Below are 16,270 nucleotides of genomic sequence, written 5' to 3'. Positions count from 1 at the left end.
CTTTACCGCCCACACAACCTGACTATTTATATAAATAAGAAGAATAACAATTCACTTTAACGTAAAGAAAAATAGCCAATAACAATGGCACCAACAAAGCCCCAACCTAGTACATCAACCCACTGACGAATCTTTTGTTCCATGGCACTACCGCCCCATTTTATCAGACCTGCAACCATGAAAAAACGTAAGCCCCGCCCTATCGCTGAGGCAATAAAAAACGGCAAGAATGCCATATGCAAAAAGCCAGCACTGACCGTAAATAGCTTATAAGGAATAGGTGAGAAACCGGCAATAAATACTACCCAAACACCCCATTCACTAAACCAGCTAATTGCAGTATTAAAACGATCTTGGTAGCCAAATTCTGTTATTAGTGGCTGAATCCAAGGTTCAAACATCAAGTACCCCAGCCAATAACCAACAGCCCCACCTAAAATAGACGCTATTGTGGTTAAACTGGCAAAGTACCATGCTTTATGAGGCTTAGCCAAAACCATAGGCGCGAGTAAGACGTCCGGTGGTATAGGGAAAAAAATGGACTCAGCAAAAGTAAGTACGGCTAAAAATCGTGGCGCAAATTGATGTTCGGCCCAACGTAAAGTCCACTTATAAAGGCTAGAAAATATTTTCACTACAATAAATCTCCGGGTACTAAAGGCACGAAGCGCACGGCTTCTACCTGCTGTTCGTTGAATGTATCACCATCGCGGGTGATTATTTTTAAAATTTGAGTTTGTTCGCCAACAGGGATAATTAAACGGCCGCCATCAGCGAGCTGGCTTAATAATGCGGGTGGTACGCTCGCAGGAGCGGCAGTAACGATAATAGCCTCAAAGGGTCCCTTACTCTGCCAGCCTTGCCAGCCATCACCGTGTTTCATTGAGACATTATGTAAGTCCATCGCCCGCAAGCAACGCTTTGCTTGCCACTGTAGCGCTTTGATACGCTCAACAGAGAAAACCTTATCCGTTAGCTGAGCTAGAATAGAGGTTTGATAACCCGATCCTGTGCCTATTTCTAATATATTTTTCGGTCTCCCGTCTGCCAGTAATAACTCAGACATCTTGGCAACTATATAAGGTTGTGAGATAGTTTGCCCTTGGCCAATAGGAAGAGCGGTATTGTCATAGGCTTTATGTGCCAATATCTCAGGCACAAAAATATGCCGCGGGGATTGAGCAATAGCCTGCAAAACGGCAGTGTTACTGATCCCTTCATTTTGTAACTTTTGCGCCAGCAATTCTCCGCTGCGTCTTGATTTTCCGCCTATGCGACTAGACATCATAAAAATACATCTCGATTTAGTCTGATAAGTTGAGCTCACTGAGCCAACTTTTAATATTGTCTATACTTCGGTGCGCGGTCATATCCACTGTCAACGGTGTTACTGAAGCATAACCATTGGCGACAGCATGAAAATCTGTGCCCTCGCCACCGTCTAATTCCTGGCCTAATAAACCATACCAATAAATGTCACGTTGCCATGGATCTTGCATTTTTTGCATACTTTCAGCTTTGTGACGATGACCCAAGCGCGTTACTTTTATGCCTTTAAGTTCAGTTAAAGGCATATCAGGCACATTAATATTTAAAATTTGATCTGCGGGTAATGGATGAGTCCGTAAACGTTGGATTATTTTTGCAGTAACAATTGCTGCCGTTTGGTAATGTTGTTCACTTTTACCCGCTAAGGATACTGCAATAGCTGGCATACCCATATGACGCCCTTCAGTCGCTGCAGCGACGGTACCTGAATACAAGGTATCATCACCTAAGTTAGCACCTTTATTAATCCCAGCAACAACCAAGTCACAATCAGTGTAAAGCTGACTAAGACCTAAGTGCACTGAATCTGTTGGCGTGCCATTTACTGAAGTAAAGCCATTATCTAAGTGTTCAGCTCGCAAAGGGTTCAGTAACGTTAAAGAGTTACTGGCACCGCTACAGTTTCTATCTGGTGCTACCACGTTGACGATAAAATGCTTAGCCAGTTCATCAAACAGTACTTTGATGCCTAAGGCATGCACACCATCATCATTACTCAGTAATATCTTCATTTTAGTTGTTAAGGGCTTCTTATCCATTATTGGTATCTGGCGTTGCTGCAGTAGGGCTAGCACTTGTTGCTCTTTTATCAATACGGGTGGTCATATCTTGGTAGGTCAATAACTCACGTAAAATGGTGGTAGCGTAACAACCAGCAGGTAAAAAGAAACTAATTTTCACGACGTTATGCTCTTTTTGTGCTGAACCTTCTCCTGTCGATAATAATTCAAGATCAGTTTCACTGATAGTTAAGCGAATGCGTCGACGTTCTTGTTTTAAACCAAAACGGGGTAATCCTTGGCAAAACTCCGGATGTTCTCCTGCTATTTTTTGCTCAAGGTTAAGTGGTTCATCACTTGTCATCAACTCCCCAGCTCCCCACATAGGGGCAGTGATATCAACATCTTTATCAACAAAACGCTGTTTAATGGTGTCGTCTATTTCATCAAGGTGAAATACCGACTGGGTACCAGCCAACATTAATACATCGCCAACAGCCACTTTATCAAAACATTGCTGCTGTATACGTTCATTAAGCACAGCGTTAAAAATATGTGAGCGCGCCGCCGATAAATAAATACCACGTTTTTTCTTATCTTTTACTTTTTGACCTGAAAACAACCCCAAAGCACGCTCAATGTTACCGCCACCAATGCCAAAACGTTGTTCGCCAAAATAGTTTGGCACACCCTGTTCAACAATTTTTTGCCAGCGTTCGGTGAACGCTTTGATAGCGGTCACGTCACGTAAAATAAGCTCAAAGCGATTACCCGTTAATGCTCCGGTACGTAATTTCTTATTGTGTCGCTGGTAAGACAGCACCTCTACGCCTTCAATACTCAAGTCGTCTAAATTGTATTCTTGCTTACCTGGTACATGCACACCAAACCATTGTTCGGTAACCGCAAAACGATCTTTTAAACCAGCATAAGAAACAAGCTGCTCTTTCACTTGAAAATACTTAGCGAGTTCACGGGCAACAAATAAAGTATTAGCACCTGTTTTACGAATATGAACAAATAAATGTTCTCCTTCACCGCAGGGTAAATAAGGTAATTTTTCAAAAACTTTAAAGTCAGTTATTTGGCTACGTAATAAACCACTTGATTCTGGTTTTCCGTGTAAATAGGCGTTTTCTGTTAACATTTATGAATCTTCTTTTAATGCTGTGGTGAGCTCTATAGAGCGAGTAAAAACTAAGTATTTTGAATCTCTTCCATTGGCGGAAATGGGTGTTCCATAGCAGTTAAGAGCACGACGGCATGCACCGAGATACCTTCTTTTCGTCCGGTATAGCCCAGTTTCTCTGTCGTGGTAGCTTTCACATTGACTTGTCCAATGCTGGTTTGTAAGTCTTCACTTAAGCAGGTGCGCATGGCTAACAAATGTGGCGCCATTTTAGGTGCTTGGGCAACAATAGTAATATCGGCATTACCTAGTTGAAAACCCTTCTCTGTCATTAACGAGACCACATGGCGTAATAGGATTCTGCTGGAAATATTTTCATATTGGCCATCAGTATCAGGAAAGTGATTACCAATATCCGCCAAGCATAATGCGCCTAGGATAGCATCACAAAGTGCATGAATAGCGACATCACCATCAGAGTGAGCGATAAAACCATGGTCAAAGGGTATTGCGACCCCACCAAGCACTATCGGCCCTTGACCACCAAATTTATGTACATCAAAACCGTGACCTATTCGCATTGTGTCATCCTTTATCTAGCTATTTGCTTGCTTATTTAAATAAAATTCAGCTAATGCTAAATCATTAGGGTGAGTTATTTTTATATTTTCACTACTGGCAGAAACAAGTAGGCTTTTATGATTAGCATGTTCCATTGCTGAAGCTTCATCTGTGATGATCAAACCCTGCACTAATGCTTGCTCAATGGCATGAGTTAGCTCAACTGTTTTATATAACTGCGGCGTTAACGCATGCCATAACTGTTCTCTATCAACGGTATTTTTAATCGTGTTCATTGCACCTATTTTACTCACACCACGTTTCATGGTATCTCGAACAGGTGTTGCTAAAATTCCACCACAATTATTACTTAAACATTGATTAATCAAGTTATCTATATCTTCATGGCTAACACAAGGACGCGCGGCGTCATGTACCAACACCCAGGGATATTTTTGTCTATCAACCGCTTGTAAACCACTGAGCACAGAATCTACTCGCTCGGCGCCACCTTTTACTCGAATAATATCGTTATGGTGAGCTAACTCAGACTCATTAAAATATTGATCGTGCTCACCTAAGGCAAGAATCACCTGTGCAATCCTCGGGTGACTTAACAGTCTCATCACAGTGTGGCTAAGAATGCTTTCATTATTAATAAGTAAGTATTGTTTTGGGCAATTGGCTTGCATTCTTTTGCCAACACCGGCAGCTGGGACAATAACAATAATTTTTTGTGCTTGTTCCATTATGGCATCACCTTGCCGTTTATATTATCACTCACATTACGTCTACCACGTTCTTTGGGAATGAGACGAAAAAATGTTTCATTTTCTTTGATCATACCCAACTCGTTTCGAGCTCGTTCTTCTATGGCTTCAAGCCCCAACTTCAAATCGTCAGTGTCGGCATAAAGTAATTTATTGCGTTGCTGCAGCTTTTCATTTGCACCCAACTGACGTACTAGATTTTCTTTTAAGGCAATATAGTCAGGCACACTATTTTTACCAAACCAAAGTCGGTATTGAAGTAACACTAATAGTATCAGTAAAACAGCGGTAAATACGCGCATAAAAACCTAAGAAGAGGATATAAAATTCAGTAAATAGTATGGTTATTATACCTAAGTAAAGGCAGAGTTAAATAGCCAAAGGTTTTTTGAAGTTTTTCCAGTTAATAGAGCAAGATAGTAATAATTCTCGCAAACTTGGAATAATAGGAAGTTGCTTGATATTTCTTTGCCAACAATGACCTGCGCAAGCTGAGGTCATAATTTTTTTACTGGGTTTAAGTAGCTGTTTATTTACATCCCTGCCTTGGGTGACACTATTAGTAGCGACTAGTGAAAACCAGCCACCAACATTAGTACGTAGTCTCTGCCTGTCGACATCAATGCGGTCAATACAATCAATAATAATATGATCAAACAACAGCACTGGCACAGCTAAGCCTACACAAATACCTTCTTGCAAGTACCAGGCAAAAACTTTATCACGCTCTTGCTCGGTTTCTTGTCCTGACAAAGGTAATTTTGTACTTTGTTTTGCCGACCAACTGGCGTTTTGACTATCCAATTGCAAGGGTGACAGCCCTTGAGAGATAACGTCTGTCATCGCATGAGCTGTTCGAGTGATGTAATAAGGTAAACTTTGTAAACGCGCTTGAACAGCCTGAACACTGGCATAATCGCCCTTAGCAATAAGGTTGATTTCTCGCTGATAAAGGCCATTGCATAATTCTGCAAAATCTCCGGTCTCAGTATGTGTTTGCCAAAAACTAGACTGTGTCATAAGCGCAGATACTATTTTTTATAGATATTCCAATATTAAACAACATGCAGAATAACCAGCGCCGAATGAACATAAGACACTCTTATCTCCCGCGACCAAGCCTTGCTTATTTTTGTGCAATGTGATGATACAACCCGCTGAACTGGTATTGGCGTATTCATCTAAAATAATAGGTGCTTCACTGCTAAGCGGCTCCCTACCTAATACTTTTTTAGCAATAAAATTATTCATATTGATATTGGCTTGGTGTAAATAAAGCCGTTTAATATCATTAGCACCCAAGCTAAGCTTTTCCATTTCGGTAATAATTAAATGAGATACCATAGGTAAAACTTCTTTAAAAACCTTACGCCCCTGCTGAATAAAGTATTTATCTATATCATCAACACTCTCTGGACTACAGTTATTCATATAACCAATATTACTGCGAATATTGTTGGAAAAACGGGTAATAGGTTTTTCACTCACTATTTTAAAAACATGCTCCGCATTGGCGGTACTTTCATCTTCAATAATAGAAGCAGTAGCAACATCGCCAAAGATGAAGTGACTGTCTCGGTCACGATAATTAATTTGCGGAGATAATATTTCAGGGTTAATCACCAACACTGTTTTAGCTGTACCACTGCGAATGGCATTAGCAGCATTGATAATGCCAAAGGTTGCGGCAGAACATGCCACTAACATATCAAAACCCCAACCATCACAACCAAGGGCATTTTGTATTTCAATGGCCATCGCCGGGTAAGAGCGCTGTGTATAAGCACAAGCAACAATAATTAGGTCAATATCTGCTGGGGTTTTATTGGCAGCTAACATAGCATCTTTAGCTGCAGCTACGCCCATTTCGGCTTGCATGGAAAGCTCATCATTACTGCGTTCAGTAAAGCGTGGCGACATTACATCAACATTTAAAATATCTTCTTTCGCCATAACATAGCGACTTTTAATGCCCGAAGCTTTTTCAATAAAGCTGCTATCGGAAGGAGATAACGCCGTTACCTTACCCTCTTCAATCTCTTGGCTATGGGTAAGGTTAAACTTTTCTACGTATTGGTTAAAACAGTGTACTAATTCATCATTTGAAATGCTCTGCGAAGGAGTGTATAACCCCGTTCCGCTAATCACAACAGCCATAATAGGTCTCTCAATAAAAAGGGATAAAACACTGGTAGCCGTTGTTACAACTACCTATTTTAAAACAAGTATACTGGTATGACCATATGATTACCACAAACTCAGTGCATGGAGGAAAGCTATAAGAAATCTAACTCTACTTGCTTGTTTATACTACCAATACTACACCACAACACTATCATTACAATTTTATTTTATTGCTAAATATGGTGCTCTGCGCTTATGTTAAGAGCAACAATTCTTTATCGCTCGGTATTCCAACTAAACAAATAAGACCCTAACAGTAAAAATACACCACTCATTAGTAGCAATGCATTGACATGAAAACTAATATCACTCAATGATGCCCCTTCAGTAATTACTGCTCTAGCGCCAGCAACTAAATGAGTCAGCGGCATAAAATCAGCAAATATTTTAAGCGCATTAGGCGCCCCTTCTAAGCTGAACCATACTCCGGAGAGCATCATCATAGGCCAAGATGTTAAATTTAATAAGCCGCCAATAAGCTCTTCACTTTTACTACGACTAGCCACCAGCAGGCCTAGACTAATTAAGCAAAAAGCGCCTAAGACACCTATGATGAATAAATCTAAATAACTGCCCAACATAAAGAAATCAAAAAACACATTGCAGCCACTGTAGACGACTAGCGACATAAACATCACGATAAATAAGCGTGATAATAATTGCGCCGATACAAATTCAAAAGCCGATAACGGCGTTGCTTTTAGGCGCTTTAGTACTGAGTTTTTTCGGTAGCGCACAATGACATAGCCAACACCAAACAGGCAGCTGAACATCATATTCATACCTAAAATCCCAGGTAACACCCAATCAACATAGCGAATACTCTTACCACTACTTTCTAAGCGAGTAAAAGCGGATTGCTTACCTAGTTGTTGGCCTAGCTGCTGGCCAAACTGTTCACCAAGAAAGATTTTTTCGACTAAATAACTTTTCGAAGACTCTTCATTCACCCAATAACGTTGAGTACTATAATCAACTAACAAATCAAGACTGTGGCGACTAAGTTTTGCTTTTGCTAAATCAACATCGTTATAGTCAATAAAATCAATAAAGCGTAGTTGCGCCAATGTTGCTTGTTCCAAGCTTTCGCTTTGACCTTGTTGGCTAAGCAAACCTATTTTATAAGCCGGACGACCATCACCTGAAAATATAAATGAAAAACCAACTAATAATAAAACCGGGAAAAACAAGTTCCAGCCAAGAGATGACTTATCACGGAAAAACTCAATATTACGCGCTTTAAATACGGCAAAAAAACGTTTGAAATTCATAAAACATCCTAAGGTATAAGGCTACTTTAGCAACTAGGCTTGAAGAGAATGACCTGTTAACTTCAAAAACAAATCATCAAGATTAGCTGATTTAACATGTAAGCCATCAAGAGAAACGCCCTGTCCCATCAACAGCGTTAGCGTTTGTTCAACGTTTTTACTAGCAATCTCAATACGATCAGCTAATTTAGTCCAGCCATGCACAGTTACCAGTTCATTTGAAACTTGTGCCAGAGGCAAATATATAAAAACATCGTCAAAGTGTTTGGCTAATAATTGATGAGGGGTACCTGCGGCAATAATCTTGCCTTGATCCATAATCACGATATCGTCACAAAGCTGCTCTGCTTCATCCATATAATGAGTCGTTAAAATAATGGTCTTATTTTGCGCTTTAATATTTTTAATTAATTGCCAAAAATTGCGTCTTGCATGGGGATCTAAACCGGTAGTCGGCTCATCAAGAAAGAGTATTTCCGGGTCGTTAATCAAAGCTAAAGCCAGTAATAATCGCTGCCTTTGCCCTCCCGACAATAGACGGTTATCACGGTTAATAAACTCACTTAAATCACACAGTTCAATCAATTGCTCTTGCGCTAAAGTATGCTGATAAAAGGAAGCAAATAAATTAAGCGTTTCTTTCACGGTTAAAAAGTCTTGTAAGGCGGTATTTTGAAACTGAATTCCTATTTGTTGAGACATCTGTTTATCGACGGGCTGGCCTTGATAGAGCACTTGCCCTGAAGTAGCGCTGACAATACCTTCCATAATTTCAATGGTAGTGGTTTTGCCCGCACCATTCGGTCCAAGGAGACCAAAACAATGTCCCTGTTGAACATCGAAACTGACCTTATCAACGGCGCAAACATCTTTATACTGCTTGCAAAGTGACTGCACGCTAACTGCTGCACTCATATATCTGTTCCCTCTTATTAATGCTTATCCATACTGTACTACTAATAGCTTTTAGTAAAATGAAATAACATTTATACCAATGTCATTAAATTATTGCTCACTTGTGCTGGTTAAAATACGCCATGTCAGCGTTGCTCTCAATCCCAATAGCCAGCTATTACTCAATCAAGCGCCTTGCCCTAATTTATTTTCCCTATGCACAACAAAATCACAAACTTAATGAAACTTGTATTACTTTCAATAACTTTACTAAACAACACTAAATGATAACAATTATCATTTGCATTAATGGTTTTCTTTGTTTATGCTTAATAAAAACATGGGGGGATAGATATGACCACTATAGCTGTTAATAATTACGATAAAGTACAAGTAGAGATATCAAGTAATCTACTGACTCATTTACTCGACTCAGGTTTACTACACTGCGGTGACTGTAAATGCTTAAATGCGAATGCAAAGGCAGTTATCTGGCATACCTTACTGGCAAGTAGTACCAACAGTGATGTTCTTTAGGGAGAAAATTATTATGTGTCTAACCGCATCAAAAGAGTTTACCTATATGGAGAAGTGGTTAGTTATGTTGCTAACCACTTATAAAAACAATCCGAGCAGCGGTTTAGCACAAACCATCTGCTTTTACTTAAACAAGCTACTGCAACACGATGATATCAATTTTTGTGGTGAAAAACGCTGCGATTATATAGCTATGCAGCGCTTTTGGCACTGGCATGCCCGAAGAGCTTAAGTCCATTAATTAGCTGCCTGGTATGCAGCTAGCTGCAAGGCAATATATTCTTTAATGTGTTGGTTCAACATTTTTTTCCCTGTTAAGCCATATAACTGACAAACGGTGTCACTATCATGCTTTTGTATTAACCGAGCAATAAGCACTAAGGAGTGCTGAATAACATCAGTAGGAGTATGTTTATGATGAGTTAGCAAGTCATGTTTGAGCCATTGATACAGACTAAAGGCACAACTACTATATAAACGCTCACCTTGGGCATAGGCATATACACTTTCGATATCAGCAGCCGACAACTTAGTTAGGGATTCCTTAGTATTATGTGTCAACAGTAAATGCACAAGTTTACTGCTTAGCGTTTTATATTCTTCTAAAAGTAAATAATCAAAGCTACGATAAAAGTTGTCTTTAAATTGCTGCTGTCTTTGCTCAGTATTTTTATTTTTGCCTTTAATGACTAAAGCAGAGTGTTCACCACTGGCCTTATCTTTAGTAAAACCAATACGCACCATAGTAAAGCCAGCTTTAAACCAAAAAGATAACAGCTCCGCATTAACACCAAAACTGGAGCCAACAAAATCAGCACCCTGCTCTGTCGCTAACTGCTGTATTTGTGCTAGAAAATGTAAACCAATACCTCGCTGCTGTATTTGTGGATGCACGGCAATACGCATAATTCGTAAATAGTTATAATCAAAGGCTTGTTCAAAACCACAATGACTTAATAATGATTGCGGTAAAAAGTGATTACGTAAACGACGTTGTGAGCTTTTTATCGCCCTTACATCTGCCTTATCAACACCATAGCTCTTTCCTTCATTCATCAACAAAGCAACTGCTATCACTGCAACTTGACCATTACTTTTTGAATAAAGGCAGGCCAGTTGTACCTGGGGATTATCTAGCAGCAACTGTAAATCGCTCGGCTTAGTTTGATAATGTGCCGTCACTAAAACTGCGAAAACTTGCTGTAACAACCCTTCATCAGTAACTAGCTCTGCTGCACTTATGACTTTAAATACAGTCGAGGCAATAAAATCAGCCTTTTCATTGGCGCTATCATCACTATTTATTTGTAGCTGAGCAGGTAAAACCGGTAACTCGGCATTTAATAAACAGCTATCAAAAACCAACTGTTCCAATGGATCATTTTTCCGCCAACGGATCGGCTGATTGATATGTAAACTCGACCATTGAGGACATAACCTAGCAAGGCTCTGCTGAAACTTAATGGTAAAACCACGTCCTGCACCTTCATAGCCATGAACAGTACTAGAGAAAACCATTCGGTGATAATGGCTAAGCAATTGCTCAAGCAGATACACAGGAATCGCGGCCGCTTCATCAACCAAGAGTAGATTAACTTTTATTGGCTGTTTTAATAGTTGATCAATGGCGATAAATTCCACACTAGCTTTACCATAAGTAAATGTATTGCCTCGCTGCTCAGCATTGGGCAAGCTATTACTTAATTGCCGAAAAAAAACCGTTAACGCTTGAAGATCAGGGGCGGTAATAACAATTTGAAATACACTTTCTTCATTCGCTTGTAATAGCTGAGCACAGCTAATAGCTAAAGCCGATGATTTACCTCTACCGCGATCAGCGGTTAACACCAGCGGTCTTTTCCTATGTCCGGTAACAACCTTAACAATGGCTTGTACCGCTTGGTACTGCTCGGCAGTAATGCAGCCTAATGGATAGCTTCCTTGTACTTTTTTATGTTCTTGCTCAACTATAGATATGCTTGGTGATGAAAGCTTAGCTTGTGATTCAGTGATAATAGTATGGCGAGGCATCGCTTGAATCAATGCATAAAACCGATTAAAAAACAGACTTTTTTTAGACGCTTTATTGATTTCTGGTATTACTATAAATAATAATCCGCCAGCTTTTAGGGTTCCTGATAATGCTGCAAAAGCATCAATAGTAAATGGGCTGTCGACAAAAATCATGACATCACTCTCACTGCCTAACTTATCTCGATAGCGCTTTTTCTGTACGTTTGCAGGAAAGGTGGCACTATCGCCATATATTAAACAAGTCGAATGACCATTAACATTGCTTTGCAAAGTCTCAGATACCACATCGATAGAGCCTAACAAGGACAATGCCCATGACTCACTGCCAGATAAAACAACCAAGCGACGTTCATTGTTTAACAAGGCTTGCTTAGCATAAGCTTTAACCCAAGAAGTGAAGAATTGAACATGCATAGGTTGTTAGCATCCTGAAATAAGCAGAAGGGGAATAACATTAAGTTTATCAAGTATGTTAAAGCAAAAGAATAAAAAATTAACCTAGCCATTTACATTATTTAACATCTATACTGGATAAAACCCCAAATTAACTATGGTTATTTTGCAAAGTTTGATCTAGGTCAATATAAACGACTTAGCAAGGGATTAAAATTAGTCCTAAATATAGCTTACCTTAATCATAAACTTTCGAGAGCATTATGAATCAAGCAACATCTCCTGAACAACAAAAAAAGCATGAGCGAAATACCTTTATCTTTTTAGCGGTATTTTTAGCGCCAATTTTATCGGTAATTATCGTTGCCGGTTTTGGCTTTTCCGTGTGGATCAGCCAGATATTTTTTGGTCCACCAAGCGCTTAGCCCCTTGTTCACTGAAAAGGCTAAAACTGTGGAACGCTTAGCAGATCCCTCAAGAAGACGTTTTTTTCGCGGCCGTGTTAAAACTAAACAAGAACTGCGTTTACCTTGGGTTATTAACGAGGCTGTTTTTACCTCAGGTTGCACACAATGCCAAGACTGCATTAGCAGTTGTGAAAGCAATATTATTGTTAAAGATGAAGATGGCTTTCCAAAGGTCGATTTCAGCTTAGGTGAGTGTACCTTTTGTAATAAATGTATCGAAACCTGTGAACAACCACTTTTTTCCGGCTCTTTCACTGAAGAAAACATAATCAACAATAGCGAAAAAGCTTGGCCTGTCACATTAGAAATCAGTGATAAGTGTTTAGCTAAAAATAACATCTATTGTCAAAGTTGCCGTGATGAATGTGAAACCAGCGTAATTAAATTTAACTACCTAGATTCAAGCATTCCGCAACCGAGTTTAAATGACCTTGATTGTAGTCAGTGCGGCGCTTGTATCAGCGTTTGTCCACAAAGCGCAATAGCATTCAACTTCGATCCAACAGTAAATTAACCTATATCACGAGTAATTATGACCGATAAAAAAGACAATCGTCCTTCTGAATATCATGTAGCTAGTCTTGTTGCCTATTGCATATTGGCACAAGTGGATGAGGTGAAAGCGGCTATAACTGCTGTTGAAGGTGCAGAAATTCATGCAGTCAGCGATGAAGGTAAAATAGTTTTGACTGTTGAAGGTACTGGATTTAAAAATCTTGACAAAAAAATAGATATTATAAGAGTCCATACTGGCATCATCAATTTATCACCGGTATATCATCAAGTCCTAGATGAAGAGCAAGAGAAAAAGCTTGCTGAAAGTGATAAAGCAGACGCACTTAGCTATCAAATCAAATAATACCAGCAAATCAGTTTTATAAAAATCATAGAAAATATAACCATTTATTTAAAATCGAATCAAAATAAGCAAAAGGAAGGTGACACGATGACAATTAATCGCCGAGAATTTATTAAAGCAAATGCAATTGCTGCAGCCGCAGCTGTTGCCGGGGTGTCTGTTCCTGCAATAGCCTCAAACTTAATTACCAGCTCTGATATTACCAAACTAAAGTGGGATAAAGCCCCTTGTCGTTTTTGTGGTACTGGCTGTAGTGTGAATGTTGGTGTGATGGATGGCAAAGTTGTTGCTACCCATGGCGATATCAAATCACCGGTAAATAAAGGCCTTAACTGTGTTAAAGGTTACTTCCTTTCAAAAATAATGTACGGCAAAGATAGATTAACAACGCCACTACTTCGTATGACCAACGGCAAGTACGATAAAGAAGGTGAATTTGCGCCAGTTTCTTGGGATCAAGCGTTTGATGTTATGGCTGAAAAAGCCAAAGAGACCTTAAAAAAGGATGGCCCAACAGCAGTTGGTATGTTTGGCTCAGGTCAATGGACTGTACAAGAAGGTTATGCTGCAGTTAAGTTAATGAAAGCAGGCTTTCGTTCAAACAACATAGACCCTAACGCTCGTCATTGTATGGCTTCAGCTGTAGGTGGTTTTATGCGTACCTTTGGCATCGACGAACCTATGGGTTGTTACGATGACTTAGAAGCCGCTGATGCCTTTGTCTTGTGGGGCTCAAACATGGCCGAAATGCATCCTATTTTATGGACGCGTTTAACCGATCGCCGTTTAAGTTCACCTCATGTAAAAGTTGCCGTATTATCTACTTTTGAGCATAGAAGTTTTGATCTAGCCGATAATGGCATGATTTTCACGCCTCAAACTGATTTAGCTATTTTAAACTACATTGCCCATTATATTATTAGCACAGGCAGGGTTAACAAAGATTTTGTTAGTAAACACACTAACTTTAGATTAGGTGAAACGGATATTGGTTATGGTTTACGTCCAGAACATCCATTAGAGCAAGCAGCTAAGAACAATGGCAAAACCGCCGGTAGTTCTACACCTATTGATTTTGAAGAATATGCTAAATTTGTTAGTACTTACACGGTGGAATATACCTCAAAATTATCAGGTGTACCTGAGCATAAATTAGAAGCCTTAGCTGAGTTATATGCCGATCCAAAAATAAAAGTAACCTCTTTCTGGACTATGGGTTTTAACCAACATACGCGTGGCGTTTGGGCTAATAACTTAGTTTATAATATTCACTTATTAACCGGAAAAATTTCAACACCGGGTAACAGCCCGTTTTCATTAACTGGCCAACCTTCGGCTTGTGGTACTGCTCGTGAAGTGGGCACATTCTCACACCGGTTACCGGCAGATATGGTGGTTGCTAACCCTAAACATAGAGCCATCGCTGAAAAAATATGGGATTTACCTGAGGGCACTATTCCTCCGAAACCAGGTTACCATGCGGTGTTACAAAACCGTATGCTTAAAGACGGCAAGCTTAATTTCTATTGGGTGCAATGTAATAACAATATGCAAGCCGCCGCTAATATTAATGAAGAGGCTTACCCAGGTTACCGTAACCCTAAAAACTTTATTGTCGTTTCAGACCCCTACCCAACGGTTACCGCACAAGCAGCTGACTTAATTTTACCGACCGCTATGTGGGTAGAAAAAGAAGGTGTTTACGGTAATGCTGAGCGTCGTACTCAATCTTGGTATCAAATGGTTGAAGCACCGACCGGCGCTAAATCAGATTTATGGCAGTTAGTTGAATTTTCAAAGCGTTTTGCCATTGAAGATGTTTGGCCAGAAGAGCTTATTGCTAAAAAACCAGAAGTACGTGGTAAAACTTTATATGACGTACTCTATAAAGATTCGTCTGTTGGTAAGTTCTCCCTTGATGAAGTCCCTGAAGATCGCTTAAATGACGATGCTCGTGATTTTGGTTTCTATATCCAAAAAGGCTTATTTGAAGAATATGCAACCTTTGGTCGAGGTCATGCTCATGATTTAGCACCTTATGATAGATATCATAAAGAGCGTGGTTTACGCTGGCCGGTAGTTAACGGTAAAGAAACTAAATGGCGCTTTAAAGAGGGTTCTGATCCTTACGTTAAAGCGGGTAGTGGCTGGGATTTTTATGGTCACAAAGACGGTCGTGCAAGAATTTTTGCTCTCCCTTATGAGCCACCGGCAGAATCACCCGATGAAGAATATGACTTATGGTTATCAACCGGTCGTGTTTTAGAACATTGGCATTCAGGTTCAATGACCCAACGTGTTCCTGAGTTATATAAAGCTATGCCTGATGCCTTGGTTTATATGCATCCTGATGATGCTAAGTCTCGCAACATGCGTCGTGGTGATTTAGTTAAGCTTATTTCTCGTCGTGGTGAAGTACAAACCCGCGTAGAAACGAGAGGCCGTAACAAACCACCTATAGGTTTAGTGTATATGCCTTGGTTTGATGCCAGCCGTTTAGTTAACAAAGTCACTTTAGATGCCACAGATCCGTTATCGAAACAAACTGATTTCAAAAAATGTGCTATCAAAATTGTTAAAGTTTAGGAGTCTACAATGAAAAATTTTAACCTAGCAGTCATTGCCAGTTTATTGGTACTAGCAGTATCACCAATTATGTACTCGCTAAACGCCAATGCGGCGGATAAAGAAACGGTTAACTCTGTGGCTACACTTAGGGATGCTACCCCTATCGATGTGCAAAAAGAGCCAAACAGAATCCCTAAAGTGGTGAATAAAGATATCAAGCAAGGGCGTAATTACCCAATGCAGCCACCGGTAATTCCTCATACTACCCGTAGTTATGAGGTCAACAAATATAACAACAAGTGTATGTCGTGTCATTCACGTCACCGTACGGAGAAATCACAAGCTCCTATGGTAAGTGTGACTCACTATATGAATCGTGATGGTAATTTCTTAGCAGAAATATCACCGCGTCGTTACTTTTGTAACCAGTGTCATGTTACCCAACTTGATGCAGAGCCTTTAGTAGAAAATACCTTCACTGATATGCATAGCTTAATGAAACAAAAAACAGCTAACGCTAAAGAACACTAGGAGTAGCCATGAAATATTTATTAA

Annotated in this window: 19 protein-coding genes; 7 read left to right on the top strand and 12 right to left on the bottom strand. The window is 39.8% G+C overall.

The features are described from left to right. Positions 1-56: 56 nt before the first annotated feature. From HRT55_RS08995 to HRT55_RS08945, 11 genes are all read right to left on the bottom strand, one after another. A complete protein-coding gene (locus HRT55_RS08995; protein WP_291620622.1) occupies positions 57-635 on the bottom strand; it encodes a YqaA family protein in 579 nt (192 codons plus the stop codon). Beyond that, complete coding sequence (locus HRT55_RS08990; protein WP_291621304.1) at positions 635-1,285, bottom strand: protein-L-isoaspartate(D-aspartate) O-methyltransferase; 651 nt, start codon at positions 1,283-1,285, stop codon at positions 635-637. The genes HRT55_RS08995 and HRT55_RS08990 overlap by 1 nt, the downstream gene beginning before the upstream one ends. Before the next feature lie 19 nt (positions 1,286-1,304). Continuing rightward, positions 1,305-2,060 carry a 5'/3'-nucleotidase SurE gene (surE, locus tag HRT55_RS08985; protein WP_291621302.1) on the bottom strand — a complete coding sequence of 252 codons (756 nt, stop codon included), beginning with the start codon at positions 2,058-2,060 and terminating at the stop codon, positions 1,305-1,307. A 19-nt stretch (positions 2,061-2,079) separates the two neighbouring features. Beyond that, positions 2,080-3,195: a tRNA pseudouridine(13) synthase TruD gene (gene truD, locus HRT55_RS08980; RefSeq protein WP_291620621.1), complete on the bottom strand. Its 1,116-nt coding sequence runs from the start codon at positions 3,193-3,195 to the stop codon at positions 2,080-2,082. 50 nt (positions 3,196-3,245) lie between these two features. Next, positions 3,246-3,758 (bottom strand): 2-C-methyl-D-erythritol 2,4-cyclodiphosphate synthase, encoded by a 513-nt coding sequence (gene ispF / locus HRT55_RS08975; RefSeq protein WP_291620620.1) that lies wholly within the window; start codon positions 3,756-3,758, stop codon positions 3,246-3,248. A 15-nt stretch (positions 3,759-3,773) separates the two neighbouring features. Beyond that, the gene (gene ispD / locus HRT55_RS08970; protein WP_291620619.1) at positions 3,774-4,487 is read right to left on the bottom strand and encodes a 2-C-methyl-D-erythritol 4-phosphate cytidylyltransferase; all 714 of its coding nucleotides are present in this window, start codon (positions 4,485-4,487) and stop codon (positions 3,774-3,776) included. Beyond that, entirely contained in the window at positions 4,487-4,810 is a 324-nt protein-coding gene (gene ftsB, locus HRT55_RS08965; protein ID WP_291614024.1) for a cell division protein FtsB, read from the bottom strand. Before ftsB ends, ispD begins: the two co-directional genes overlap by 1 nt. Before the next feature lie 67 nt (positions 4,811-4,877). Then, the gene (locus HRT55_RS08960) at positions 4,878-5,528 is read right to left on the bottom strand and encodes a hypothetical protein (RefSeq protein WP_291620618.1); all 651 of its coding nucleotides are present in this window, start codon (positions 5,526-5,528) and stop codon (positions 4,878-4,880) included. Between the two features lie 18 nt (positions 5,529-5,546). Further along, positions 5,547-6,665 (bottom strand): beta-ketoacyl-ACP synthase III, encoded by a 1,119-nt coding sequence (locus HRT55_RS08955; protein ID WP_291620617.1) that lies wholly within the window; start codon positions 6,663-6,665, stop codon positions 5,547-5,549. Positions 6,666-6,907: 242 nt separating this feature from the next. Then, positions 6,908-7,963, bottom strand: coding sequence for an ABC transporter permease (locus HRT55_RS08950; protein WP_291620616.1), 1,056 nt, complete (start codon positions 7,961-7,963; stop codon positions 6,908-6,910). 33 nt (positions 7,964-7,996) lie between these two features. Beyond that, entirely contained in the window at positions 7,997-8,878 is an 882-nt protein-coding gene (locus tag HRT55_RS08945) for an ABC transporter ATP-binding protein (protein WP_291620615.1), read from the bottom strand. A gap of 333 nt (positions 8,879-9,211) precedes the next feature. On the opposite strand from HRT55_RS08945, the gene HRT55_RS08940 reads away from it, so the two are divergent. Further along, the gene (locus HRT55_RS08940; protein ID WP_291620614.1) at positions 9,212-9,394 is read left to right on the top strand and encodes a hypothetical protein; all 183 of its coding nucleotides are present in this window, start codon (positions 9,212-9,214) and stop codon (positions 9,392-9,394) included. 13 nt (positions 9,395-9,407) lie between these two features. Further along, the gene (locus HRT55_RS08935) at positions 9,408-9,626 is read left to right on the top strand and encodes a hypothetical protein (protein ID WP_291614013.1); all 219 of its coding nucleotides are present in this window, start codon (positions 9,408-9,410) and stop codon (positions 9,624-9,626) included. A 5-nt stretch (positions 9,627-9,631) separates the two neighbouring features. Here the strand turns inward: HRT55_RS08935 and HRT55_RS08930 are convergent, their stop codons facing one another. Beyond that, positions 9,632-11,842 (bottom strand): GNAT family N-acetyltransferase, encoded by a 2,211-nt coding sequence (locus HRT55_RS08930; RefSeq protein WP_291620613.1) that lies wholly within the window; start codon positions 11,840-11,842, stop codon positions 9,632-9,634. 242 nt (positions 11,843-12,084) lie between these two features. On the opposite strand from HRT55_RS08930, the gene napE reads away from it, so the two are divergent. From napE to HRT55_RS08905, 5 genes are all read left to right on the top strand, one after another. Continuing rightward, entirely contained in the window at positions 12,085-12,246 is a 162-nt protein-coding gene (napE, locus tag HRT55_RS08925) for a periplasmic nitrate reductase, NapE protein (RefSeq protein ID WP_291620612.1), read from the top strand. A gap of 28 nt (positions 12,247-12,274) precedes the next feature. Further along, positions 12,275-12,802 carry a ferredoxin-type protein NapF gene (napF, locus tag HRT55_RS08920; RefSeq protein ID WP_291620610.1) on the top strand — a complete coding sequence of 176 codons (528 nt, stop codon included), beginning with the start codon at positions 12,275-12,277 and terminating at the stop codon, positions 12,800-12,802. A gap of 18 nt (positions 12,803-12,820) precedes the next feature. Beyond that, positions 12,821-13,147 (top strand): chaperone NapD, encoded by a 327-nt coding sequence (locus HRT55_RS08915; protein ID WP_291620608.1) that lies wholly within the window; start codon positions 12,821-12,823, stop codon positions 13,145-13,147. Between the two features lie 87 nt (positions 13,148-13,234). Continuing rightward, complete coding sequence (napA, locus tag HRT55_RS08910) at positions 13,235-15,733, top strand: nitrate reductase catalytic subunit NapA (RefSeq protein WP_291620606.1); 2,499 nt, start codon at positions 13,235-13,237, stop codon at positions 15,731-15,733. 9 nt (positions 15,734-15,742) lie between these two features. Further along, on the top strand, positions 15,743-16,246 hold the full coding sequence (locus HRT55_RS08905; RefSeq protein WP_291620605.1) for a nitrate reductase cytochrome c-type subunit: 504 nt from the start codon (positions 15,743-15,745) through the stop codon (positions 16,244-16,246). The last annotated feature ends 24 nt before the right edge of the window (positions 16,247-16,270 follow it).

It is taken from the genome of Colwellia sp. (genome assembly GCF_013214175.1).
Classification (GTDB): domain Bacteria; phylum Pseudomonadota; class Gammaproteobacteria; order Enterobacterales; family Alteromonadaceae; genus Colwellia.
This window is presented reverse-complemented; position numbering and strand designations above follow the sequence as displayed.